The sequence below is a fragment of the Luteolibacter luteus genome (assembly GCF_012913485.1).
Classification (GTDB): domain Bacteria; phylum Verrucomicrobiota; class Verrucomicrobiia; order Verrucomicrobiales; family Akkermansiaceae; genus Haloferula; species Haloferula lutea.
Map to the genome: position 1 here is coordinate 4481140 of NZ_CP051774.1, position 23919 is coordinate 4505058.

A 23919-nucleotide genomic window follows, 5' to 3' on the forward strand; every position below is an offset into this window, starting at 1 on the left:
ATCGTGTTACTTCTTCTTGTCCTGCTTCTTCGCCTCTTGGTCGGCGGCCTTTTCCATTACGGTGATCCATTCGTTCACGGGCAGGCTGACCGAGGCATCGAGACCGGTCTTGTCTCCGGTCACGGCGACGTTCGACTGAAGATCGAGTCCGTCGAGCTTCGCATCCCCGGCTTGGGCGAAGGCGACGACGCCATCGAGCATGCGGCGGAGTCGATCGGCCTGGGTTGCATCCTCGGTGTTAGCCCCAACCCGGATCGTGAAGCGCCCGGCATTTTCATTGGCCGCAAGGTGGAGCGACTTCGCCATGCGTAGTAACCTCGCCTCATCACCCGGTAGATCAATGCCCGACAAGTTGGCGCTGCCGGCGAGCAGGGGCTTTCCTCCTTCCGCGGCGAAGAAGGGATCCGGATCAGCGGAGCTTCCGGCTTTCAGCGTGTCGAGTGCCTGATGGAGCAGACTTTCCTGCCGGCTAAAGACGAGCAGATGATCATTGGCAAAGGCCGCGTGCTGCTGGCTGCCCTTGTCCTCCCAATTGTGGACGGTCAGATCCGAGTAGGTGCCTTTCGAATAATCGTCGGCGGCCGCGACTAGCTCCTCCAGATGAGTCCGGTCGAAATTGCCATGGATCAGCGCTACCGCGTGCTCCGGCTTGCCATCGCCGAAGAGCGTGATGCCGTTCAGATCGGCGATGGGGTTGATCGAGAACATCCGCTTCGCCGCCTTGAGCTGGGCGCCGTGATCGGTTTCGATGCGGGTGAAGATCGCCTTGCCCGTCTCGCTGGCACGCATGGCTTCGATGTCGGCGTGGACCAGCCACTTGGCCGCGGCGGGGATTTGCGCGGGGTCCAGCGGTGCGGCGTGGAGTGGTGCCGCCAGGGCGGCGAGGTAGAAAATGCTTCGTTTCATGGGATTCGGTGGATCTACCCGCGAGTACGCCTGGCCCGGCTGGAAAGGTTACACGTATTTTTCGCCACGGCCTGTCTCAACATGCTCTTGCATCCTGCGACGGCTTCGGGTGTCTGTGCCAGCATGCAGTTCTCCCCTCCCGTGTTGGCCTTGCTGGTGGCGCTGATACCTTTCGTTTCAGGTGCGGCTCCGCTGACCACCGCGAAGGAGATCCGCGCCCTGTCTCCGGACAAGGCGGCACAAGGACTGCCCGTGGAATTGAGCGGGGTCATTACTTTTGCCAATGAACCGGCGATTACCCTTTTCGTCCACGATGGGGACTCGGGCATCTTCATCGAGCAACCCGTCCAAGGGGCCGCCACATGGCCCAGGACCGGCGATCGTGTTTCGGTGAAAGGGGTCACGGGAAAAGGGCTCTTCGTTCCAGTCATTGCCGCCCCGCAGATCGCGGTGCAAGGTAACCAACCACTCCCCGGGGCGCGATCGATCACCGGTGAAGATCTCGGTCAGCCGGATCTCGATTGCGATTGGGTATCCATTGAGGCGCAGGTGAAGGAGGTCCTGATGAATGACGGTGATGTTGTCTTCGAGTGTCAGGCCGGACCTTGTGAATTCCACGCGCTTATCGAGGGTCCGCTTCCGCCCGAGTCCGTGCCATGGGGACTTGCTGAAAGCCGGGTGCGGATCCGCGGGGTGGTGGCGACGATTTTCAATGCCAGCCGCCAGATGACGCGGCGCTTCATGCGGGTGAATGCGCTGGACGATGTGAAGCCGCTCGATCGTGGAACCGCGGAGGCAGAGCCCCGCCTGATCGGTGCGGACGAACTCTTCCGCTTTCATGGTGCCGGGCCGGAGGACTTGGTGCGTCTCCGGGGGACCACCATGCTCGCTTTGCCGGGGCGCGGGCTTTTCCTGCGCACCGATGCGGGGGGAATCTGGGTGCAGACCGCCCAACCGGTGGATGCAAAGCCCGGAACCTTGGTCGAGGTGGAAGGCTGGCCGCGTGTGGGTGCGATGAAGCCGATCATCCGCGCCCGTGGCGCAAAGGTGATCGGGGAAGGGGAGATCCCGCCACCGCTGCACCTTCGCGCCCGCGAAGTCCTGCACGCGAAGCATGAATCCGAATTGGTATCCCTTGATGCAGAGCTGCTCGATGTTTTCCGAGGGGAAGATGGCACCACTCTCGAACTGAGGGATTCCGGGGTGGTCTTCCGTGGTCTGCTCGCGGAAACTGATGGGGCATTGCCGGACTTCATTGCGGGTTCCACTCTCAGAGTGGCGGGTATCGCCCAGATTACCTCGGCCGGTGCCTTTGCGCCCTTGCAGGAAGAGGACAAGCTCTTGGTCCGCCTGCGCTCGCCGGGGGATATCCGGGTGGTAGCCCTCCCTTCATGGTGGACCACCCGTCGTGTGGTCGTTGCCGCTGGCTCGATCATCGCGGGGATGCTCGGTATCTATGCTGTTGCGCGCGCAAGGCGCCGGGGTGAACAGGAAACACAGCGTCGCGAATTCGAAGCGGTGCTTGCGGAGCGCGGAAGATTCGCGAGGGAGATCCATGATTCCCTTGCACAGGGGCTCACATCCATTTCCTTGCAACTGGAATGCGTCCGCGACGAGATCAGCGCGGATCCCGGCCGAGCGAAGGGTCACTTGGAAACGGCACGCGGCTTGGTACGCGATAGCCTGCGCGAGGCACGCCGCACCGTCTGGAATCTGCGCCCCCTTGCCTTAGGCGAGGCGGACCTGGCCACCGCCTTGCAGCGCTTCGCCGAAGATCTCACACGTAGCGGGGGCACGACTTGCAGCCAGCAGATCGAGGGTTCTCCCCGCCCGCTGCCGGCGGAGCATGAGGCGGCACTGCTACGCATCGGCCAGGAATCGCTGACCAATGCGGTGCGGCACTCTGCTGCGGAGAAGATCGTGCTGCGGCTCCGCTACGGCGACGATTGGGTCACGCTTTCCGTGCGGGATGATGGAAAGGGCTTTGATGTCGCGGAACGGGTTGGCAAAGGTTTCGGACTTGCGGGAATGCATGAACGGGTCGAAGCGCTGCGTGGCAGCCTTTCGATCGACAGCAAGCCCGGCGAGGGAACCGAAGTCTCTGCCACCCTGCCCACCTGATTGCCACATTGATCGATCCCGATGAAACCCATCCGCATCATCCTTGCCGACGATCATCCGCCCCTGCGTGCCGGGCTGGCGGCCATCCTGAACAGTCATCCCGACCTGGAAGTCATGGCGGAAGCCGGAAGCGGCCGCGACGTGATGGAACTGCAGGAACGGGCTGATGTTTACGTCATGGACCTGCGCATGCCGGACGGCGATGGCCTGCAGACGATCAAGTCGCTGGTTGCCCGGGATCCGTCCAAGAAGGTGCTGGTGCTGACCACCTATGACAACGAGGAGGACATCTTCCATGCTTTGGAAGCCGGTGCTCGTGGCTATCTTCTGAAAGACACCACGAAGGAAGAAATCATCGCGGCGGTGCGGCAGATCCATTCCGGCGAGCGCTACTTGCCCCAAGCCGTGGCCGCTCGCCTGGCGGACCGCCTGGTGCGTCCGAGCCTCACTCCGCGGGAACTCGATGTATTGCGCCTGGTGTCACGCGGTCGTTCCAACAAGGAGATGGCTGCGGCGATGTTCATCTCCGAGGAAACGGTGAAGACTCACATGAAATCGCTATTTCAGAAGCTGGGCGTGCATGATCGCGCGGAAGCGGTGTCCGTGTCCCTGCAGCGCGGATTGATCCGGCTTTGAGGGGCGCTTCCTCCCCTGTCCGGGGGAGACAAAAACCCCGCACCCCCGCCGTGGACTTCGGACGTCCGGGATAGTGGGATGATAGGTGATTCGGACTGGCGCGGCCTTACCCACCGCCGCGGTCCGGATCGGTGACCTCCATCCCAAGACCCATGAAACCCCGTCTCCCGATCTGCACTTTTCTCCCTCTGCTAGGCCTGTCGATTTGCCAAGCGGGCGTCAACTTCTCCTGGGAGGCCGACCTCGAGGGCTGGACCTCTGCGGAAGGCTGCTCGATCGTCCAATCGCCCACTGGTGCAACCGATGGCACCCAAGCACTGGCTATCACCACGCCGATGACTTCGATGTGGTATTCCACGCCCACCCAGATCAATCTCGAACAAGCTGCCCGCCAATCGATTTTCACCGGCGCAACCGAACTTACCCTCGATCTCAGCTATCCCGATCCGGGCTACAATTCCTGGATCTCGGACCCGAGCGTGGAAGTCATCATCCAGGGAGAGGGCGTCTCATGGTCGCCGCTCGGCGTCCGCACGATCTCCGTGGGTGCCGCACCGCAGACCTTCACGTGGCCGCTGACCGTCGGGCAAGCGGCATCGTTGGCGAATGGATCATGGGCGCAGATCATCCTCAAGTTCACCTATGGCAACGGTGGCACGTCCACCCCCAATGCAGTCTTCTACGTGGACAAGCTTTCATCCACCGTCGTGATCGAGCCGCCGCCGACCACCACGCACTTTTGGAAAGGGGATATCAGCGATAGTTGGGCGGCGCTCAACTGGACGGAGGATCCGGAAGGTACGACTCCCGCCGCGGCCCTGCCTTCCAATGGCAGCGCCGGTATCGGCTTCTCGGCAGCGGGCGCGGTGAATCTATCCACGGTCCTGGGCGCGGACCAGAACGTCCGATCGATGATCTTCTCCTCGTCCTCCGGCCCGATCGATATCGGAGGCACGCACAATCTGACATTGGGCGAAGAAGGAATCCTGATGGAAGCAGGCGGGGGGCCGGTGACGATCAATACGACGGGGCAAGTGATCCTCGGGGCGGATCAATTGTGGGCGAACAATTCCGGGGCCATGCTTTCGGTCGATTCGGTGGTCAGTGGCAATGCCGAACTCACGACCGGTGGCAGTGGCATAACCTTCCTCCTCAAACCGAACACCCATACCATGGGAACGAAGGTCCAGCAGGGAACGCTCGTTGTCGGGGATGCGCAGGCGCTAGGTCCAGCGACCACCCTCCTCACCGTGGCTGGCGGCACTGTTGATCTCAATGGCCTCAGCCCGACGATTGGCGGCCTCGCGGGAGGGCTGGGTGGAGTCATCACCAATCTCGTCTCCGAACCATCCACGCTCACCATCGATGACACCGCGGGCAGCACTTACGGCGGTGCGATCAATGACAGCTTCAGCGGTGCCATCTCGGTGGTGAAGAAAGGCACTGGTCCTCTTGTCCTGGGAGGAAACAGCACCTTCAGCGGCAGCTTCGTGATCGAGGAGGGTGAGGTCACCGCGAACACCTCGCTCTTCGGGGCACCCACCGCGAGCAGTCTCGGCAATGCCCAATTTCCCGATCGCGTCATCACGGTGGAAGAAGCGGGTTCGCTCCTTTTCAACATCAACAATGTCTTTGGCAACCAGCAGGCAAACATGTCTGCCCTGCCGACCATCCGTCTCAATGGCAGCTCCCTGAATGCCACCCGCTACAACCTGATCGGCAACGTCGTCCTGAACGGCGGGACCTTATCTCACGGATCCTCGGATGGCGGGAACTATCTGGGCTATCAGTTCAAGGGACAGATCGATGCCATCGGCACCGCGCCTTCCTACATCACCACTGCGAATGGCAAGGGCAACCACCTCTCGGATGAGACGTTCTTCAACGTGGCGGACGTCACGGGAAATGCCGAAGCCGATCTCGTCGTCTCCGCGCCTCTAACAAACCAGTCGGGGGACTTTGGCACGGCTCCTGGAGGTTTGAGCAAGACGGGCCCCGGCACCTTGTCGCTGGAAAATCTTAATACCTACTCCGGACCCACCAAGGTGTTGGAGGGAACGCTGAGCCTGACGACTCCCAGTCTCAGCGACTTGGCCGCGGTGGAGCTTTCCCCGGGTGCGGTGCTCGACCTGAACTTCGCCGATGTCGATACCGTCGGCTCCTTCGTGGTGAATGGCGCGCCGAAGGCACAGGGCACCTGGGGGGCGGTCGGCTCGGGAGCGGACCATGAATCCACCCAGATCACCGGCACCGGCTTGCTGGTCGTGCCGGGAGATCCCTTCGCCGATTGGATCGCAGGGTATCCGAGCCTGACCGGTGCGAACGCTGCGCGCGGGGCTGATCCGGATCTCGACGGCCTCACGAACCTGGAAGAATTCGCCTTTAACGGCGACCCGACGGATAAGACGATCTCGGGCAAGCTGCGCACCAGGGTGGAGACGATCGGGCCGGCCCAAGCTCTGGTTATCACGCTCCCAGTTCGCACCGGGTCCGTGCTCTCCGGCACTGCCCCCGTCATGCTGGCGACGGGGAATATGAGCTATGAGATCGGTGGCACAAATGACCTGTCTGCCTTTAACCAGACGGTTTTCGAGGTTACACCGGCACTCGTCGGCGCTCCGGAGCTTCCGCCGCTCGACGCGGGCTGGGCCTACCGGACCTTCCGTTTGGACGGGAACGTGGGTGGCGGCAATCCGCGGGGGCCGAAGGGCTTTCTCCAAGCCCGCATCATCGACGAGGCAAATTGAGCCAATCAGGAGGCTGGTGGCCCTTCTCTCCGTGTGACGAGGGACCGCCTAGCATCGGCTCCCTGTTGGAATGTCTATTGGATTTATAAAAATTCACGAAGAATTAAGCTTGTTCTCTTCGGAAAATTTGGATTTTTTCCTGCGGCATGATCGGGGGATCAAAACCTACAACCGGCGAAGCGGTGGCTGAGATGGAGCGATCCACGTGGCTCGCGCGCAGTTGTCCGTGGTTCGCTACGCTCTTCGTCTTGGGGGCTGCGGTGCTTTTCGGAGGCGCTGCCGGGAACTGGTTTGCCTCTGATGGCGGCCTCTGGGTGCGCCTCCTCCAACTGGGTGCCGGGTCCATGTTGATGGGTGCCGGAGTGTCCATGACCGGATCCCTGTTGTTCGGCCGGAATCCCATCCGTTGGGGGATGGGCATCCCTTTTCTTGTCTATTCAGGCGGCCTTCTGATGGCCGTTATCTATGGGAAAGACGGTGCTGCCATGCTGCTCTACTCCGCGCCCCTGATGCTTGGTCTGGCCTTCGCTGCCGGGGTGATGAGCGCTTTCCTCGTGGATGGCGTGGTCAAACGCGCGGCCAAGAGCTGAGGACGGATAGGGGAGAGCCCGACCCTGAAGTGGTACGGGGATGGTGAATGGAGTAGTCTCCCAAGTATCGGGTTTCCCCTGCTATCGGGAGTTTCAAATAGTTTGTTTTTTTTGAAAATCGCGGGCAAAAAGCACGATTGGAATGAGGATGACCACGAATGCCCCCCTGTCTTCGGATCTCCCGTCCGCTTCTGGTGAGGAGGCGCGCCTGTGCGATACCAGCACCCTTGTGGCCCATCCGGGACAAGAGGTGAAGGAGAGCTCCCGCGAAAAGCTGGAGAAGGGTCTGCGTCATCACGGGCCTGAGGGCAAACCGGGAGTCTGGACTGGCAGCCGGGACGGGATCGTGGCCACGATCATCGCCATCGCCGCGTCTCTGATCTTCGGCGGTGCTGCGGGCAATTGGTTCGGCCCCAGTGAACACGGCTGGGTCGGGCAGCTCCTGACGATCTCCGGAGGCACGATGTTGATGGCTGCCGCCGTGTGCCTGCTAGGGTCCCTGATCTCTGGCCGGAATCCGATTTTCTGGGGCATGGGAATGCCCCTGCTGGTCTATGTGGCCGGCTCCTTCTGCGCCCTCGTCTCCGGACAAGCCGGCGTTTCCGCCTTTCTCTTCGGTGCGCCGCTCTTCTGCGGTCTGGCCATCCTGGCGGGCGTCATGTGCGCCTATGTCCTGGACAAGGGAGATTGAGGGCCTCGGTCCGCCTATTCTTGATCAGGCGCCTGCCCCTTCGCCAGATGACGATAGATCATTTCGTCGGTCATCCGTGAGACCGCATGAAGATTCGAGTGAATCGCCAGAAGTGTCCACAGGCTGGCGGCAGTAATGATTTTCCAATCCCAGAGCGCTCCTCCTAACACGCGGTCGATCAAGGCTCCCGCTTCCGGGATCTGAAGGATCCAGAAGCTTGTCAGGCCGAAGGCGAGTATCCTGCCCCAGAGTCGAACTCCTCGTTCCGACTTTGGTGGTTTGGCACCGATGATCTCGAGAATGGGAAAGCAGAGTGCCAGCACACCGCCAAGCACGACCGGCAGCGGTGCCCAAGGATCGTGGCCGGTGGCCAACAAAAGGAAACCGGTGAAAAACAGCAGCGGACCCGTGATGGCGGCCATCACGAACAAATACCGCAATCTTTTGAAATGCCGCATCACGCCAAGCTGAGGAGACCTTACCACTCGGCTGTCACTGTGGTGCCGGCTTGGCTTCCCATCGCGGTTCCATGCGGCGATTCATGGGCACGCTGGACCGTATGCTCGTGAAGGAGGCGATCCTCATCTTGGGGATTGAGGCTCGGGACCTTGGCGATAGTGACCGCAGGCGGACCGCCATGATCCAGCGGATCCAGGCCATTGGTAGGCTGGCAGGAAGTCGCCAGGGAAAGCAGGAGGCCGGAAGCCGCGCAGTGAAAGAGGGTAGGGAGGCTCATGGAGAAGAGCCTCCTTCAGATCACATTCCGCTCTTCAAGGAAAGGCACCAGTTCCTCGACGCCGAAGTCCGCCAGCACCTCACCATGCCAGTCCATCGTCGGGGCCTTCGTCTGGCCGGAAAGATCCACCATCTCCTTCATCGCAGCCGGATTCCCGGAAACGACCACGTGCTTCACCGAAACCTTCTTCTTCTTGAGGAAATCGACGACGTCATCGCACCAGGGACAGCCGGGCTTGATGTAGAGAATGGGTAGATTGGACATGTGGGGAGGAGCTTCGGCCAAAGAGGCGTGGCCGTCCAATCTTACTCCAAGTCCGGACCGAACATTTTGAGCGCTTCAGGGATCCCTTCCACCACAGGCGCGTCGCGAAGTTTCGACCGGTGGAATTCCTGCAGGTTCGCTGGATGGGTGACAAACAGCGATGCATCGCTGGCTCCCGACAGCTTTCGGAAAACATAGCCGAACTGACCAAAGTAGGCTCCGTTCTTTTGCCCGCCTTCATCCGGTTGCTTGAAGCGGAGACGCGCGAAATCTTTGGGTGCGGCCAGTTCGGTTCCTTCGTTCCATTTCCCTTGGCGAATCCTCCATGCCAAGTCTTCGCCGCATGGTGCCGCGATTTCAAAAGCCATGTCGGAAAGCTTGCCCTCGCGATACCGGGCCAGGATCCAGCGCGGTTTCTCCATGATCCGTGCATCCTCCAGCAAGGCGAAGACGGGCTCCTGCTTGCCTTGTCTCCACGTGTAATAGTGCTCAATCGTCCAAAGTGCCAGACCGCGTGAATTGCTGGAATAAACGCGTAGCAGCCCGGATCTGAATTCCGGCGGCCATTGGTCCGAGATGAGATCGAGCAGTTCGAAGCGGCCACCGCGATTCATCGCGATGCGATAGCCAAGCGATTCGCCTCCATGATCAAAGGCGATGAGCAGGTCCAAGTTCCCGTCCCCATCGAGATCCCGGAGTGTGAAGGGGGTTGCCGGAGGATTGATGCCATAGTAGCCCGCCTCCCAGGATGTTTTCCCTTCCGGAATCCAGGCTGGTGCGATCTCCAAGGTTTGGCTGAGAATCCATTGTCCCGCTTCCATGCTGGCCAGTGTCGCACGATCCGTGGCGATGAGAGCCCGGCGCTTGCCGTCCTTCAGGAGATTCCCGTGAAACACGAGGGCTCCTTCACGCGTGCGGACCGTAGCAGCTGCGGGCGGCATTTCCGCGGCCTTGAGCGTGGCCAAGGCCGTCTCGGGCGCGGGCGCCGGACCATCACCCCAAGGGTGCAGTTCTGGGTTCGCTAGGATGGAAGAACAGAGCCAAGGCAGCACGAAGAGAGTGGCTTTCACGGCAAACAGCACTGTAACGGTTCATCTGCGGATAGCGATGTCTATAGCATGAAGAATCGCGGAAGAAGCGGCGATTGCCTAGTCGTCGCGATTGGGAAGACCCGCAGCAGGCGAAGTGCTCCGGAGAATCAGGAAGACGGAGAAGAGGGATAGGAAAACCATGACGCCGGACAGCCTGAAAACGGCCCCCGGCAATTTGCCCATCGCTGAACCCAGGTCCTCGAGCGCGCTATCATTCAGGGCAATAATATCGACGAGCTTGCGATGGTCCTCCTTGGTATAGGGCTTGCCCAGTCTGGTGGCGAACTTGGCATCAAAATCCGCCGCGGTGGGGCCCGCGGCGATGTTGGCTTCAATCTTCTTGTGAAGCTGCCAACCCCAGAGCGTGGCGCCGAAAAGCAAGGTGGCGAAGAAGATGATCCCGCCCTGCAGCCAGAGGAGCAACTTGCGGGATCGGGGATTCATCGCCAATGGCCTCACTTCACGCGAAGCGCACCGCGTGCTTCTTGGAAAGCTTCAAGACATCGCCCTCTTTCACCGAAATCGCCGCGTTCGGGTCAGTCAGCTTCTCGCCATTGAGCTGGACCGAGCCGGTCGTGATGAACTGCTTGCGCAGCTCGCCATTCGATTTCTCCAGACCGAAAGCGGCCTTGAAGCCATGCGCCGTCAGCGAGAGCACGTTCAAGTCAGCCGGAAGCTCTGCGATCGCAAGCTCGGGCAGCTCTGCCGAAGCGAGATCCTTCTTCGAGAAACGGGTATCCCAGTCTGCACGCGCAGCCGATCCGGCCTCCACGCCGTGGTAACGGGTGGTGATCTTTTCCGCGAGGGACTTCTTCGCGTCCATCGGATGAATGTCCGCGGCAAGCGTCTCACCGAGCAACAGCTGGTAGTAGCGCACCATCAGATCGTCGGAGACGCTCATCAGCTTGCCAAACATGTCGTTCGGCTCGTCGCTCACGCCCACGTAGTTGCCGTAGGACTTCGACATCTTCTTCACTCCGTCGAGTCCTTCGAGCAGCGGCATGGTCATGACCACCTGCTGGGGCATGCCCTCTTCCTTCTGGAGATCGCGGCCGACCAGCAGGTTGAAAAGTTGGTCGGTGCCACCCAGCTCCACATCGGCGCGGACTTCCACCGAATCCCAGCCTTGGACGATGGGGTATTGGATCTCGTGCAGGCGCACTTCTTGGCCCTTCTCGATCCGGTTCTTGAAATCTTCCCGCTGCAGCATCTGCTGCATGGTCACGCGGCCGTTGAGGCGCAGCACGTCCTCGAAGGTCATCTTGCGGAACCAATCGCCGTTGTAGACGATCTCCGTCTTGTCGCGGTCCAGCAGTTTGAAAAGCTGGTCGGTGTAGGTCTTCGCATTCACCAGCACTTCGTCCCGGGTGAGGGGAGGTCGGGTTGCGGAGCGGCCTGAAGGGTCGCCGATCGTTGCGGTGAAGTCCCCGATGATGATCACGATCTGGTGTCCCAGCACCTGGAACTGGCGCATCTTCTCGAAGACCACGGTATGCCCGAGGTGGATGTCGGGAGATGTCGGGTCGAGCCCGAGTTTGATCCGGAGGGGACGGCCGAGGCGGAGCTTCTCGAGAAGTTCTTTCTCGGAGAGGACCTTGGCGGTGCCGGCGATGAGGGTCTGGAGCTGTTCTTCCGGAGTCACGGGGCGCGCAACTTAGGACGCTCCGCAGCGGGTGGCAAGTACTGCGCCGCCTCCCCGGATCCTGCCGGGAAGGGAAAATCCTCCGTATCTCCGGGCTGCGGATATCCACGGCGGAGGCCTGTAGATGCGATTTCAAACGCGCTATCCCTGCCGCCTCGCCTCCGCGAAAAATACCTCCTTGGCACTTGGCAGAGGGGGAAGCCGGGGTTCAATGTATCCGGACATGACTCCGCTCTTGAGGAAGCTCGAGGGGCTGACGGTCCGGGTGGACGACGTCATTTATATGCCCAGCTTGGATGCCCCGCAGGAGCGTCCGCACCCCTTCGTGTACTTCATCTCGATCAAGAACGAGTCCGACGAGAAGGTGACGATCCGCGGCCGCAAGTGGATCGTGCGCGAGGACGATGGCGAGGTGATCGTGGTCGAGGGCGATGGTGTGGTCGGGCAGAGTCCGGTCATCGCGCCAGGTGAACATTTCTCCTACAATAGCTATCACGTGACCCGCGGCGATAGCGTCGCGGAGGGTGCCTTCTTTGGCGAAACGGAGGATGGGGACTGGGTGTTCACCCGCATCCCGGAATTCCAATTGAAGGTCCCGGGCTGGGCCTGATCTGCCCTTGATCGATGCCGCGGTCTTTCCCATGGCTGGATCGGGCCCTGGTCCCTCTTCTCGTGCTGCTGGTGCTTGGCGGCATCGGGCTTTTCATCGAGATCGCACTGGAAGTCCGCGAAAATGAAACGCGGCGTCTCGATGAATCCCTGTTGCTGATGATGCGTGAACCGGGGAATCCCTCGGATCCCATCGGTTCGGATCGTATCGAGGAAATGGCGCGGGATCTCACGGCCTTGGGCGGTCTCACGCTGCTGACCGGCGTGACCTTGGTCGCGACAGGTGTCGCCCTCTTCGCGGATCGGTGGCGCCTGGCACTTCTCGGGGTGGCCTCCGTGCTCGGCGGCACGCTCGTGATGAATCTCTTGAAGCATGGCTTTGATCGCCCGCGGCCGAATCTCGTCGAGCATCACACCGTGGTGCACAATGCGAGTTTCCCCAGCGGTCACTCGATGATGGCAGCCATGGTCTATCTGACGCTTGGCATCTTGCTGGCGCGGACCCAGCCGCGAAAGCGCGTGCGAGCCTTCATCGTGGTGATCTCCATCCTCATCACGATTCTGGTAGGAGTCAGCCGCGTCTATCTCGGCGTTCATTGGCCTACCGATGTGGTCGCAGGCTGGGCCCTTGGTGGAGCGTGGGCCGTGATGTTCTGGCTCCTCGCCATGAAAGTGGATCCCCAGAGTCCGGCGAAATGAGTTCGGACTAGGCGATTGCCTTGGGATTGGCCATTGGGGTGTTTTTCTGACGGCTCGGTTTCAGGGATGCGTGCGCAGCCGTCATGGGTCCTGGATCCATGTGACTGGCATGGTTATCCGGGTCTGGCCTGAAGACGGTGGCAGATGTTTTGCTGCGATCGTTATGAGAACTCCGATGGCGCGATGGCCGAGTTCTCCGGAGCGCGTATCCCGGAGAGCTTTGGCGTGGGAGAGGAAGTTCCGTTGCTCTGCTGCTCGCGCAGTGGAAAGGTCATCACCGATCTTCCGGGTGAAAGACACCTCGCCGTTACGATCGGTTACTTCTGGGCGGGGGGGGATGATCGTTTTGTTTCTGTGCTACCGCTACGGCGGCAGGGCTGCTTGGTTGGTCGGCGTTACCCCATCGGGCGTCGCCAAGAAGTGCATCGGTAGATCGTGAACTTCGATCGGCAGTTCCGGGATCACTTGTTCCCGGAAACACACGCCGACCCGCTCCGACTCGCTGTCCGCGGCCGAGAGCGCGCGATCATAGAAGCCCTTTCCCCGGCCGAGTCTCTTGCCGCACTTCGTGAAGGCCATGCCGGGACAGAGGAAGAGGTTGATCTGCTCCGTCGGGCAGACTGGAGAATTCGCCGCGGGCTCGCCAATCCCGAAGCTGCCGGATGCGATCCCCGGAAGTTCCTCCGCCGTGACGAAGTGGAAAATGAGCGCCTCCCCCTCGATCCGTGGGAGCACCCACTGGCGATCCGGGAAATCAGCAATCAGTGGCAGCAGCATCGCCTCGCCCGGGATCGACGAAAAGGCTGCAATCACTCGCGCCGGGTGGCTTGCCAGCCAGTCCCGCAAGTGACTGCGGATCTCTCCGGATTGTGAAATCTGAGCCTCTATCCCGGGGCGATTTGCACGTAGCACCCGGCGAAGCTCGGACTTGGACTCGTTGCGGGGACTTGTCACTTGCAATGGCGGCTTTGGACCCGGAATCTACCGGTCGTGATCCCGCGCTGGCAAGCTGTCCTCGTCGCCCTGCTTCTTCCGTTTTCCGTTTCCGGACAGGAAGCCGGAGGGAAATTCGATTGGAAGGAACCAAAGGTTGGTGCGGGTCTGTTCAGTGACGAGCTGGGGATGCTCGACCGCGAACGGGAGGAGTATGCCAATAGCCTTGCGGGTTATGCCTCGAATCGCGTCGCGGAGGCGAAGGCCAGCCCGGCCTCTCTCACCGATGCTCGCCGGCTCGTGGCGCTTTCGCTGCATCTCTCGCCGCGGAATCGCAAGGCGCTGGTGTTGAATTTCCAGCTCTCTCGCGGCGTTCTGCCGGAGGTCCTGCCTGGCGATTACAAGCCGGATGTTCTGGCTCGTCTCCTGTTTACCCGCAGTGAGTTGTTGAAAAAGCAGGGAGGAGCGGAGAACACGCTACTTGCCCGGATTTTCATCGAGATCTCGGCCGAAATGGACCCGAAGAATGACGACGCCGTCTACGCTGCCGAAGTCCAGCGCCTTGATGGCGCGAACGTGAACTGGAATGCGGTTACCGACTCCAAGTCCGCGGCTCCCAAGAAAGGCGCTGGCGAGGGGGAGGGCGGCGTGCCCTGAGAGCCCGGGGCAACCGGGTATCCCGCACGCTCACACGAGGGGCTTGCCAGTCGGCGGTGGAGCCTTAGGCTACCGCCTCTTTTGTCATGAAAATCTGGTTGGACGGCGAATTGGTGGATGAATCCGAAGCGAAGGTGTCCGTGTTCGATCACGGCTTGCTCTATGGAGACGGCGTCTTCGAGGGCATTCGCGTCTACAGCCGGCGGGTCTTCCGCCTTGAGGAGCACATCCGCCGTCTTTTCGATTCCGCCCGGGCCATCGTCCTCGACATCCCGTGGACTCAGGAAGAGGTCTGCCGTTACGTGGTGGAAACCGTGGCCGCCAACGGCCTCGACAACGGCTACATCCGCCTGGTGGTGACCCGTGGTGCAGGCGGCCTCGGCCTGAATCCCTATCTCTGCAAGCGCGCGAGCATGTTCATCATCGCCGCGACCATCAGCCTCTATCCGAAGGAACACTATGAGAACGGCTTGTCCGTGATCACCTGTGCCACCCGGCGCCCGGCTCCGGCTGCGCTCATGCCGCAGGTGAAGTCGCTGAATTACTTGAACAACATCATGGCAAAGGTGGAGGCAATCCAATCGGGTGCCCTCGAAGCCATCATGCTGAACGAGCAGGGCTACGTGGCAGAGTGCACGGGCGATAACATCTTCATCATCCGCGATGGCAAGGTGCACACTCCACAGGTCAATGACGGTGCGCTTGATGGCATCACCCGCCACGTGATCTTCGAACTCGCCGAAAAACTTGGCGTGCCGATCGTGGAACGTCAGCTCACCCGCTACGATATCTTCGTGGCTGACGAGTGCTTTCTCACCGGCACCGCCGCCGAGGTGATCCCTGTGGTCGAGCTGGACCGCCGGAAGATCGGTGATGGCAAGCCGGGTCCGGTGACCCGCCGTTTCATCGACGCCTTCACCGAGCTCGCCAACTCCACCGGCACTCCGATCGACTGAGCCTTAGGCCTGTCGATACCACCGAATCTCCGAGGGCAAGCGGCGACGCTTGCCCTTTTCCTTTTTTGGGCAAGACCCTGCGATAGAGCGCCGGGTTCAGTGGTCCCCGTCTAACGTCACGACCTCTGGCAGTAGATTGCAGCTCACGGCTGTCCTAGGATTTATCCGTGGAACATTTCGCATCGCAATGCCCCAAGGAGCCTTTTGGCTCCCCTATTCGATCAGATCCAGCCTGTTAAATTTCTTGTTTTATCAGGGGACAACAGGCCGCTTGCGCGGCCGGGGAAGGGGATTCTTTTTTCTGGTCGATCTCCCGCAAAACGGGTCCCGATCCGGCCATCTTCCCCGCCTTTCCCCGCAGAAGCCGGGACGCTTCAAAAGCTACCGCAGAAAACACCATTTCTGCCCGAGATTTCCTTTCGCATTCTGCACGGGCGCTCTTAGCTTGGCTTGGCAATGGACTGCGACATCTGCGGCAAGAAGGCAAAGGTGCACCTCACCCAACTGGTGGGCGGGCAAATCAAGAAAATCGCCCTTTGCGACGACTGCGCCAAAGAGAAGGGGGTTACGGATCCGACCGGCTTCGCTCTGGCGGAGATGCTGCTTGGAAAGCAGCCCGGAAAGGCCGTCGCACCTGTGGCTCCACCAGTCGGAGGAGGTGTCGGACGTCGTTGCCCGCAATGCGGATTCACGCTGGATGACCTCCGGCGGATCCGTCGCTTCGGATGTGCGACTTGCTACACGACTTTCAAGGAAGAGGTGAACCAGATGCTGCGCGGCATGCACAAGGGGAACAAGCACTGCGGCAAGATGCCCGCAGGCTTGATGGAACTCCATGAGCGCACGCAGCGGTTGGAAGAACTCCGCGGCAAACTCGACCAAGCGATCACCTCGGAAAACTACGAGGAAGCCGCCGGTCTCCGCGATGAGATCCGCCAGATTGAACTCCGTGCCGCCGCTTCCCGAACGACTGAAACGCCATGATGCGCTTTTCCACACTGATCAAGAATCCCGCCGACTGGATGACCGGCGAAGGCGCGGATAATGCCATCGTGCTAACGTCCCGCATTCGTCTCGCCCGCAATCTGAAGGGTGAGCCATTCCCCGGCTGGGCGAAGAAGGAGCAGCGCCAGCATATCCTTGGTCTGCTGCGCCCGGCTGCGGAATCGCTGCCCTGCATGAAGGATGCCTTTTCGCAGGAACTCGATGACCTGACCTCCGTGCAGAAGCAGGTGATGGTGGAGCGCCATCTCATCAGCCGTGAGCATGCTGCCCGCGGGGAGGGGAGCGCGGCTGTCATCGAGCGCCGTCAGTCGATTGCCCTCATGCTGAATGAAGAGGATCACCTGCGCATGCAGTCGATTCGTCCTGGCATGTCCCTGCGTGCCGCTTTCGATGCGCTGGCAGCGGTGGATGAGGAGCTTGAGCAGTCGCTGGAAATTGCCTTCGACCACGAGTTAGGCTATCTTACCACTTGCCCCACGAATCTGGGAACGGGGCTGCGTGCCTCCGCGATGCTTCATTTGCCAGCTCTGGTCCTCAGCGATCAGATCGGCCAGGTGCTGCAGGCCGTGAACAAGATCGGCCTGGCGGTCCGCGGGCTCTACGGGGAAGGAACGGAGTCTCTGGGCAATCTTTTCCAGATCTCCAACCAGTCCACGTTAGGGGAGAGCGAAGAGACAATTTTACGCAGGCTGGAGCGCGTTATTTCCCAAGTTGCGACACATGAGCGCAACGCGCGCGACAAGCTGCTGGAGGATGACCCTGAAATGGTGAGCGATAAGATCGGTCGTGCCTACGGGGTTCTACGGCATGCATGGATCATTGATTCCAAGGAAGCTCTGAATCATTTGTCTTTGTTGAGGCTGGGGGGAGACCTCGGTTTCCTGCCTGCTGATACCGTGAAAACCTGCGATGGTCTGTTGATGGATATTCAACCGGCACACCTCCAGCTACACAGTGGCAGGAAATTGTCGCCGGAAGAACGTGACTCCATTCGAGCGGAAATCGTTCGCTCCCGGTTGCAATCCCTTGAAGCCCCTGATATTCGTTCTACAAGGAAGAAGAACGGAAACGACCCAGATCCCGAGATTCTATGAACAATTTCACACCCAGAGCCCAACAGGTGCTGGCCCTCGCCCGGAAGGAGGCCGACCGCTTCAACCACAGCTACGTGGGTACCGAGCATTTGCTTCTCGGTCTCATCAAACTGGGGCAGGGAGTGGCGGTCAACGTTCTGGAGCGGATGGGTCTGGACTTGGAAAGTGTCCGGATGGAGGTCGAAAAGGAAGTTGGTACCGGCACCGGTCAAAAGATCTCCGGTAGCATCCCTTACACTCCCCGCGTGAAGAAAGTCTTGGCCCTTGCCAACAAGGAAGCCAAGGCGCTGAACCACTCCTACGTGGGCACCGAGCACATTTTGCTTGGACTGCTCCGCGAAGGCGAGGGGGTCGCTGCCCGCGTCCTCCGCCGCATGGACGTGGACATCCAGCGCACCCGGAACGAAATCCTCGCGGAGATCGACCCGAACTTCACGCCGGATGACGACGAAGACGATCACGACGACGAAGAGGACGAAAACTTCGAAGACGAAAGCAACGAAGGCGAAGAAACCGAAGCGGAAGGCAAGACCAAGACGCCTGCCCTCCGTGCCTTCGGACGCGATCTGACGAAGCTCGCCCGCGATAACGATCTTGATCCGGTCATCGGCCGCGAGTCGGAGATCGAGCGCGTGATCCAGATCCTGTGCCGCCGCACCAAGAACAACCCGGTGCTCATCGGGGAAGCCGGTGTTGGCAAGACAGCGATCGTCGAAGGGCTCGCCCAGGAAATCGCTTCGGGTAACGTTCCCGAAATCCTCCGGGACAAGAAGGTCATCACCTTGGACCTCGCACTGATGGTGGCGGGCACGAAGTACCGTGGTCAGTTCGAGGAGCGGATCAAGGCCGTCATGGACGAAATCCGGAAGGTGAAGAACGTGATCCTTTTCATCGACGAGCTGCACACCATCGTGGGTGCCGGTTCGGCGGAAGGCGCGATGGACGCTTCCAATATCATCAAGCCGGCGCTCTCGCGCTCCGAGCTGCAGGTAGTGGGCGCGACCACGCTGAACGAGTACCGCAAGTATATCGAAAAGGACGCCGCTCTCGAGCGTCGCTTCCAGCAGGTCAAGGTGGACGAACCCTCCGTGGAAGACGCCATCAAGATCATGCGCGGCTTGCAGGACAAGTACGAGACGCACCACAAGGCCCACTTCACCCCGGCAGCCGTCGAGGCTTCGGTGAAGCTGACCTCGCGCTACCTCACGGGCCGCTATCTGCCGGACAAGGCGATCGACGTGCTCGATGAAGCGGGTGCCCGTGCGCGCATCGGCACCATGACCCGCCCTCCGGAAATCAAGCAGCTCGAAGCGGACATCGAACAGGTGAACCGCGAGAAGATCTCCGCGATCGGAGAGCAGGACTTCGAGAAGGCTGCCGCACTCCGTGATAAGGAGAAGCAGATCAAGAAGAGCCTCGATGAGACTCTGAAGAGCTGGCGTGCCCGCTCGGAAGAAACCGTCGTGGACGTGGGCGAAGAAGACATCATGGCCGTGGTCTCGAAGTGGACCGGCGTCCCGCTCCGCCGCATGGAGGAGAAGGAAGCCGAGAAGCTCCTGAAGATGGAGAGCGAGCTGGAAGGCCGCGTCATCGGTCAGGACGAGGCCGTGAAGGCGATCTCGAAGGCGCTGCGCCGCTCGCGTGCCGACCTGAAGGATCCTCGCCGTCCGATCGGTTCCTTCCTCTTCCTCGGCCCCACCGGTGTCGGTAAGACCTACCTCGCCCGCAATCTCGCCGAATTCATGTTCGGTGATGCGGACGCGCTCATCCAGATCGACATGTCGGAGTACATGGAGAAGTTCACCTCCAGCCGTCTCATCGGATCGCCTCCGGGATACGTCGGCTACGAGGAGGGTGGCCAGCTTTCCGAAGCTGTTCGCCGCCGGCCTTACTCCGTGGTCCTCTTCGACGAAATCGAGAAGGCTCACCCGGACGTGATGAACCTGCTGCTCCAGATCCTGGAGGAAGGCATGGTGACCGACTCGCTCGGCCGCAAGATCGACTTCCGGAACACGATCATCATCCTCACCTCGAACGTGGGTGCCTCGACGATCAAGCGCCAAACCTCGCTCGGATTCGGTGCGATGTCCGCCGACGAAGCCGACTTCGAAGGCATGAAGGAGAAGATCCTCGAAGAATCGAAGCGCTACTTCAAACCGGAGTTCCTCAACCGCCTCGATGACCTCGTCGTCTTCCACATGCTTGAGAAGAAGGACCTCGACCAGATCGTGGATCTCGAGATCGACAAGCTGCTCAAGCGCCTTCGCGAGAAGGAAATCACGCTCCAACTCGAGTCGAGCGCCCGCGACCTGCTGGTCAAGAAGGGTTACGATCCTGCCTACGGTGCACGTCCGATGCGCCGCGCGGTGGAACGCTACCTCGAAGACCCGCTGGCCGAAGCCCTGCTCCGCGGCGACGTGAAGCCCGGAGATACCGCCAAGGTCGTCTGCCCGGAAGGCAAGGAAGAGCTGGTTTTCGAACCAGTCGAGTCCAAGGCCGAGCCGGACAACGCAGGAGTCTGATCCCCGCGTAACAAATCACAAAGGCGGCTCCCGGAAGGGAGCCGCCTTTTTTGCGATCTGATTTCGCCACGTCCTCTAGGCAACAGCACGTGATGTCCCTCCATTCAACCAAAGGTCCCCGACCTGCGTTTGGGTCGCCCGTGTGGGATCCCCGCCTTTGGGTTGTCCAGATGAACGCGGAGCGATACATGTGGCTGGATGCCTCGAGCGAGCGCCTACGATGAGAGCTATCCGACTTGTTCCTACACGCACGCATGGCTGCGGGTAATGGGTGAAGATGTCGACCCGGACGAAGTGACCGCGATCGTGGGAGTCTCTCCAACCTCGACCCAGCGTCGGGGTAATCCCGTCGAAGGTCACCCGGGTAAGACCTATTCGCGCGGCGGTTGGTGGATTGGGACCGAAGGATTACTGGGAAGCAAAGACGCCCGGCATCATCTCGATTGGATTCTGGAGAAAGTCCCGGGAAAGGAGCAGGAGTTCATGGAACTCCATCGCCGGGGCTATCTGGTGGATGTCTGTGTGCGCTGGGATTCCCGTCACGGCCACGGAGGCCCGACGATTAGTCCGAAGCAGATGAAGGCGCTTGCAGATCTTGGCGTAGACCTGTGGTTCGATGTCTATGTCGCAGACTTCGAGGACTAAAGGCGCGCTTCCCATCAATGCTCCTCGGCCGCGACGCAAAGTTCAATCCATCTTGCTCAGCTCGGGCAGAGCATTGGCGTCCGCTTCGGCTTGTAGCTTCGCCTCGGCGTCCCTCGGAACCTCGATGGTGAAGCGGGTTTCTTGGCCGGGGATCGAACTCACGTTGATCGTTCCGCCGTGCGCCTCGATGGCGCGCTTCACGATGGATAGTCCCAGGCCGGTTCCCTTGATCTCTTCCTGCGAGTGGTGTTTCTCCACGCGGTAGAAGCGTCGGAAAATATGTGGGAGGTCCGCGCTTGGAATCCCCACCCCGTCATCGGCGACCCAAATTCGCGTGAGCTGTTCGTCGCGATGGCAGCCGATGGAAACCGTGAGGCCTTTCCGCGGATTCTGCTTCAGCGCGTTCTCGATCAGATTGAAAAGAACCTGCGTCCAATAGAAGCGGTCGCCCGCCAAGGTCAGATCCACATCCGGCATGTCGATCTTGATGACCGCCTGCTGACCTTGGATCACGGACTCCAGACGTTCGAGGACATCGCTCACGCAGGAGCGGATGCGGAAAGGTTTCACCTTCAACGCTGCGGCTTCCCCGGACTCCAGACGGGAGATCACCAGCATGTCTTCCACGATGCGGGAGATACGCTCGGTGTGCTTGCGCATCACCTTGAGGAAGCGGCGCGTGAGATCCTTGTCATCGACGAGGTCGTCATCGATGAGGTTCTCCAAGTAGCCATTGATGATGGCCAGAGGGGTGCGCAGTTCGTGGGAGGCATTTGCCACGAAGTCCTTCCGGATCTGCTCGGTCTGGTACTCGCTGGTCACGTCACGAATCACGACTCGGGTGGTTGGGTCGTCGGCCGGGCTGTCCGAGAGACGGGCGGCATCGATGACCCATGCATTCATTCCCCGGCGCTCTTGGTCGCCGAGGGGTGAGGATTGCTGGCCGAGGACCGCCCGCGTCACGGTCGGCTCGCCGGTGTCCAGGCAGCGCATCAGTGCCGCCGCCAGACGTTGATCGAGGAAGGCTTCGTGAACGGTGCGACCGGTGAGATCCCGGCCGCGGAAAAGCGTGCGCGCCGCCTTGTTGGCGAACAGCACGCGCGCATCCGCATCCACCAGCATGAAGGCGTCGCCCAGTGCGTCGAGCAACTGGTCGCGCTCCTTGCGGGCGTTCCTCATGTCGAGATCCAGCTTCAGCTTCCATGCTGCTACTTCCTCAGTGAAATCCTTTCGTGCCCTGCGCAGTCGTATGGCCGTGACGGCCAAGGCGGTGAATGCACAGAGCGCTGCAAGAATCAGTCCAATGACAAGTGGGTCGGTCATCCTCAGAGGGACGACACGCAGTATCCAATGCCACGCACGGTTTCAACCATCGCCGCGTGTTCGCCCAATTTCTGGCGCAGGCGCTTCATGTGGGTATCGAGGGTCCGGCTATGGACCTCGTCGCTATAGCCCCACACGGTGCGGAGCAGGTCGTTGCGGTCCTGAGCTTTCCCGGCGCGTTCGGTCAGGAAAAGGAGCAACTTGAATTCGGTGGAGGTCAACTCCACCGGGTGGCCTTCGAGGTAGAACTTCAGCGAGTTCTTGTCGAAACGGAAGGGTCCGTAGCTCACCTCGACCGAGCCGGGCGGGCCGTCGGCGCGCTTCAGCACCGCTTGCACGCGGAGCATCAGTTCCTTCGGGGAGAAAGGCTTGGTCAGGTAGTCGTCCGCGCCAGCTTCCAAGCCTTGGATCCGGTCCTCGGTTTGCGCACGCGCGGTGAGCATGATGACAGGGATGTCCCGGCTGCGGGAATCACGGCGGAGCTCCTTGAAGACGCCGTAGCCGTCTTTACCCGGGAGCATCAGGTCAAGGATGACGAGATCGGGACGTTCATGGATGGCGATGTCGGCACCGGTGATGCCGTCATGCGCCTTGAGCACCTCGTAACCCGCGCGCTCCAAATTGAAGCCCACGAGGTCCGCGATGTCCCTTTCATCCTCGACGATCAGGATTTTCTGCATGCGGGCTGAGCTTTAGGGGTACCCTCCGATGCCGGGAACGGAGGGCTTGTGACAAAATCGACAGATTCACAAATCGCTCACTACTAAGCACTCATTTTCATTCGAGTCACCTTGGAAGATCGAAAAAGCTCAACTTCCGTTGCCCAGCCCGGCCTAAAAGTGAATCGTTTCCCGGCATCCGGTTTTAAATGAATGCTTAGTCTTCAGTCATTTGTGCTTCTGGTGCCATTCCTTGTAGACCAAGGGGGAGATCTCTGAAGGCTTGATCTCGGAACGGCCGCCCCAAAAGACGTTCGTGTAGGAAACGGGGATGCCGATGGCCTCCAGATGGCGATCGATGGCGGCTTTATGCTCCATCACGCGGGCTTTCTCGGTGCCGTGGACCACGCCCATGATGTTGACGTTTCCGAACTGCGGACCGCCTTCGCGCCAGTAACAATGGGTCATGCAGAAATGACGGCCGACTTCGCCGCCCGCTTCGATTTCGCGGCCTTTCGGCACTGCCCAGTGGAAGAGGCCGTTGAAGCGGGTCACGCGCTCGCCCGAGGACGATGGCTTGACGTGTTCCAAGAACGTGGAGAAGCGACCGATGACTTTCTTGGAGTTCAGGGTCTCCGCGATTTCGCAGAAACGATCAACGGTCAGGCCGAGCTTGGCTGCGCGGGCCTCCCACGGATTCGCGATGATTTCGTCCGGGGTGAGCTCCTCCTTGAGGATGAGGAGGGTATCCCACTCCTCCGGAGTCAGTTCCACCGGCACAGTGGTCATCATCTCGGCACGTTCGTCGGCCTTGTCACCCGGTTCCAGGGTGCGGCGGCGGACGTGGCCGACTCCGAGAGCGAAGACGCCGTTGGCAGGCATCAGCAGGTATTCCTCGGCCCCGGTCAGGCGGAGCAGGGCGGTGGCATGCTCATCGAGGGACTCACCCACCGGCACCTTGAGAGTGGTCCAGAGGCGATAGCCGGAGCCGGAGACCTCGGTGTCCGTGGAGCGAATGACGACGTGGCCTGAGAAGGGGTCTTCCTTCGACATGAAGTCGAAGGCTGCATTCAGCTTCTCTTCCGGAACGCGCCATGCAACCAGCGCACCGTGAGCGAGTTTGGTGGAAAGCAGGGTCTGGCGGACGCGACGGATAATCCCCGCCTCAAGCATGGCCTTGATCCGCTCCAGCACCGTCTCCAGTGGCACCCCGCTCTTCTCGGCGATCAAGTGGAAGGGCTGGCGCTGGAAGCCGGCGATCAGATCCTCGGAAATCGCGAGGATTTTGGCGTTGATGGGATCGCTGTGCTCGACGGGGACGGTTTGCATGGGTGGAAAGCTAGGTGGCGAAATACGGTCCGGCCACGCGGAATTTGCGGGAAATTCGTCCGAT

General features: G+C 60.7%; 24 protein-coding genes. 13 read left to right on the forward strand and 11 right to left on the reverse strand.

Going from position 1 to position 23919, the window contains the following annotated elements; all coding sequences use genetic code 11:
• Positions 1-6: 6 nt before the first annotated feature.
• Entirely contained in the window at positions 7-906 is a 900-nt protein-coding gene (locus tag HHL09_RS18515) for a hypothetical protein (protein WP_169456115.1), read from the reverse strand.
• A gap of 81 nt (positions 907-987) precedes the next feature.
• Here HHL09_RS18515 and HHL09_RS18520 point away from each other — a divergent pair, with 81 nt between their 5' ends.
• The 5 genes from HHL09_RS18520 (at position 988) to HHL09_RS18540 (ending at position 7691) form a co-directional block, all read left to right on the forward strand.
• Entirely contained in the window at positions 988-3027 is a 2040-nt protein-coding gene (locus HHL09_RS18520) for a sensor histidine kinase (RefSeq protein ID WP_169456116.1), read from the forward strand.
• A 21-nt stretch (positions 3028-3048) separates the two neighbouring features.
• Positions 3049-3663, forward strand: a complete 615-nt coding sequence (locus HHL09_RS18525) for a response regulator (protein ID WP_169456117.1) — start codon at positions 3049-3051, stop codon at positions 3661-3663.
• 152 nt (positions 3664-3815) lie between these two features.
• Positions 3816-6410, forward strand: a complete 2595-nt coding sequence (locus tag HHL09_RS18530; RefSeq protein ID WP_169456118.1) for an autotransporter-associated beta strand repeat-containing protein — start codon at positions 3816-3818, stop codon at positions 6408-6410.
• 146 nt (positions 6411-6556) lie between these two features.
• Complete coding sequence (locus tag HHL09_RS18535; RefSeq protein ID WP_169456119.1) at positions 6557-7000, forward strand: hypothetical protein; 444 nt, start codon at positions 6557-6559, stop codon at positions 6998-7000.
• A gap of 148 nt (positions 7001-7148) precedes the next feature.
• Positions 7149-7691 (forward strand): hypothetical protein, encoded by a 543-nt coding sequence (locus HHL09_RS18540; protein ID WP_169456120.1) that lies wholly within the window; start codon positions 7149-7151, stop codon positions 7689-7691.
• A 14-nt stretch (positions 7692-7705) separates the two neighbouring features.
• On the opposite strand, the gene HHL09_RS18545 is transcribed toward HHL09_RS18540, so the two are convergent.
• The 6 genes from HHL09_RS18545 to tyrS form a co-directional block, all read right to left on the reverse strand.
• Positions 7706-8113: a hypothetical protein gene (locus HHL09_RS18545; protein WP_169456121.1), complete on the reverse strand. Its 408-nt coding sequence runs from the start codon at positions 8111-8113 to the stop codon at positions 7706-7708.
• Between the two features lie 56 nt (positions 8114-8169).
• Positions 8170-8427 carry a hypothetical protein gene (locus HHL09_RS18550; protein WP_169456122.1) on the reverse strand — a complete coding sequence of 86 codons (258 nt, stop codon included), beginning with the start codon at positions 8425-8427 and terminating at the stop codon, positions 8170-8172.
• Positions 8428-8442: 15 nt separating this feature from the next.
• On the reverse strand, positions 8443-8691 hold the full coding sequence (locus tag HHL09_RS18555) for a glutaredoxin family protein (RefSeq protein ID WP_169456123.1): 249 nt from the start codon (positions 8689-8691) through the stop codon (positions 8443-8445).
• Positions 8692-8732: 41 nt separating this feature from the next.
• Positions 8733-9761 carry a hypothetical protein gene (locus tag HHL09_RS18560; protein WP_169456124.1) on the reverse strand — a complete coding sequence of 343 codons (1029 nt, stop codon included), beginning with the start codon at positions 9759-9761 and terminating at the stop codon, positions 8733-8735.
• Positions 9762-9839: 78 nt separating this feature from the next.
• The gene (locus HHL09_RS18565; RefSeq protein WP_169456125.1) at positions 9840-10226 is read right to left on the reverse strand and encodes a hypothetical protein; all 387 of its coding nucleotides are present in this window, start codon (positions 10224-10226) and stop codon (positions 9840-9842) included.
• 16 nt (positions 10227-10242) lie between these two features.
• Positions 10243-11424 (reverse strand): tyrosine--tRNA ligase, encoded by a 1182-nt coding sequence (tyrS, locus tag HHL09_RS18570; RefSeq protein ID WP_169456126.1) that lies wholly within the window; start codon positions 11422-11424, stop codon positions 10243-10245.
• A 223-nt stretch (positions 11425-11647) separates the two neighbouring features.
• On the opposite strand from tyrS, the gene HHL09_RS18575 reads away from it, so the two are divergent.
• Together HHL09_RS18575 and HHL09_RS18580 are read left to right on the forward strand one after the other, a co-directional pair.
• On the forward strand, positions 11648-12034 hold the full coding sequence (locus HHL09_RS18575; protein ID WP_169456127.1) for a Co(2+)/Mg(2+) efflux protein ApaG: 387 nt from the start codon (positions 11648-11650) through the stop codon (positions 12032-12034).
• A 14-nt stretch (positions 12035-12048) separates the two neighbouring features.
• Positions 12049-12732, forward strand: a complete 684-nt coding sequence (locus HHL09_RS18580; protein ID WP_169456128.1) for a phosphatase PAP2 family protein — start codon at positions 12049-12051, stop codon at positions 12730-12732.
• A gap of 363 nt (positions 12733-13095) precedes the next feature.
• On the opposite strand, the gene HHL09_RS18585 is transcribed toward HHL09_RS18580, so the two are convergent.
• Positions 13096-13686, reverse strand: coding sequence for a 5-formyltetrahydrofolate cyclo-ligase (locus tag HHL09_RS18585; protein WP_277349125.1), 591 nt, complete (start codon positions 13684-13686; stop codon positions 13096-13098).
• Positions 13687-13722: 36 nt separating this feature from the next.
• Between HHL09_RS18585 and HHL09_RS18590 the strand changes: the two genes are divergently transcribed.
• From HHL09_RS18590 to HHL09_RS18615, 6 genes are all read left to right on the forward strand, one after another.
• Positions 13723-14322 carry a hypothetical protein gene (locus HHL09_RS18590; RefSeq protein WP_169456130.1) on the forward strand — a complete coding sequence of 200 codons (600 nt, stop codon included), beginning with the start codon at positions 13723-13725 and terminating at the stop codon, positions 14320-14322.
• An 86-nt stretch (positions 14323-14408) separates the two neighbouring features.
• Positions 14409-15278 carry a branched-chain-amino-acid transaminase gene (gene ilvE, locus HHL09_RS18595; RefSeq protein WP_169456131.1) on the forward strand — a complete coding sequence of 290 codons (870 nt, stop codon included), beginning with the start codon at positions 14409-14411 and terminating at the stop codon, positions 15276-15278.
• Positions 15279-15734: 456 nt separating this feature from the next.
• Positions 15735-16262 carry a UvrB/UvrC motif-containing protein gene (locus tag HHL09_RS18600; RefSeq protein ID WP_169456132.1) on the forward strand — a complete coding sequence of 176 codons (528 nt, stop codon included), beginning with the start codon at positions 15735-15737 and terminating at the stop codon, positions 16260-16262.
• Positions 16259-17377: a protein arginine kinase gene (locus tag HHL09_RS18605; RefSeq protein WP_240963660.1), complete on the forward strand. Its 1119-nt coding sequence runs from the start codon at positions 16259-16261 to the stop codon at positions 17375-17377. The genes HHL09_RS18600 and HHL09_RS18605 overlap by 4 nt, the downstream gene beginning before the upstream one ends.
• The gene (locus HHL09_RS18610) at positions 17374-19899 is read left to right on the forward strand and encodes an ATP-dependent Clp protease ATP-binding subunit (RefSeq protein WP_169456133.1); all 2526 of its coding nucleotides are present in this window, start codon (positions 17374-17376) and stop codon (positions 19897-19899) included. The genes HHL09_RS18605 and HHL09_RS18610 overlap by 4 nt, the downstream gene beginning before the upstream one ends.
• A gap of 198 nt (positions 19900-20097) precedes the next feature.
• Positions 20098-20544 (forward strand): DUF4279 domain-containing protein, encoded by a 447-nt coding sequence (locus tag HHL09_RS18615; protein ID WP_169456134.1) that lies wholly within the window; start codon positions 20098-20100, stop codon positions 20542-20544.
• A 42-nt stretch (positions 20545-20586) separates the two neighbouring features.
• On the opposite strand, the gene HHL09_RS18620 is transcribed toward HHL09_RS18615, so the two are convergent.
• The 3 genes from HHL09_RS18620 to HHL09_RS18630 all read right to left on the reverse strand — a co-directional run bounded on the left by HHL09_RS18620 (position 20587) and on the right by HHL09_RS18630 (position 23855).
• A complete protein-coding gene (locus HHL09_RS18620) occupies positions 20587-21867 on the reverse strand; it encodes a sensor histidine kinase (RefSeq protein WP_169456135.1) in 1281 nt (426 codons plus the stop codon).
• Between the two features lie 2 nt (positions 21868-21869).
• Entirely contained in the window at positions 21870-22547 is a 678-nt protein-coding gene (locus HHL09_RS18625; protein ID WP_169456136.1) for a response regulator transcription factor, read from the reverse strand.
• 207 nt (positions 22548-22754) lie between these two features.
• On the reverse strand, positions 22755-23855 hold the full coding sequence (locus HHL09_RS18630; protein ID WP_169456137.1) for an Lrp/AsnC family transcriptional regulator: 1101 nt from the start codon (positions 23853-23855) through the stop codon (positions 22755-22757).
• Positions 23856-23919 lie beyond the last annotated feature (64 nt).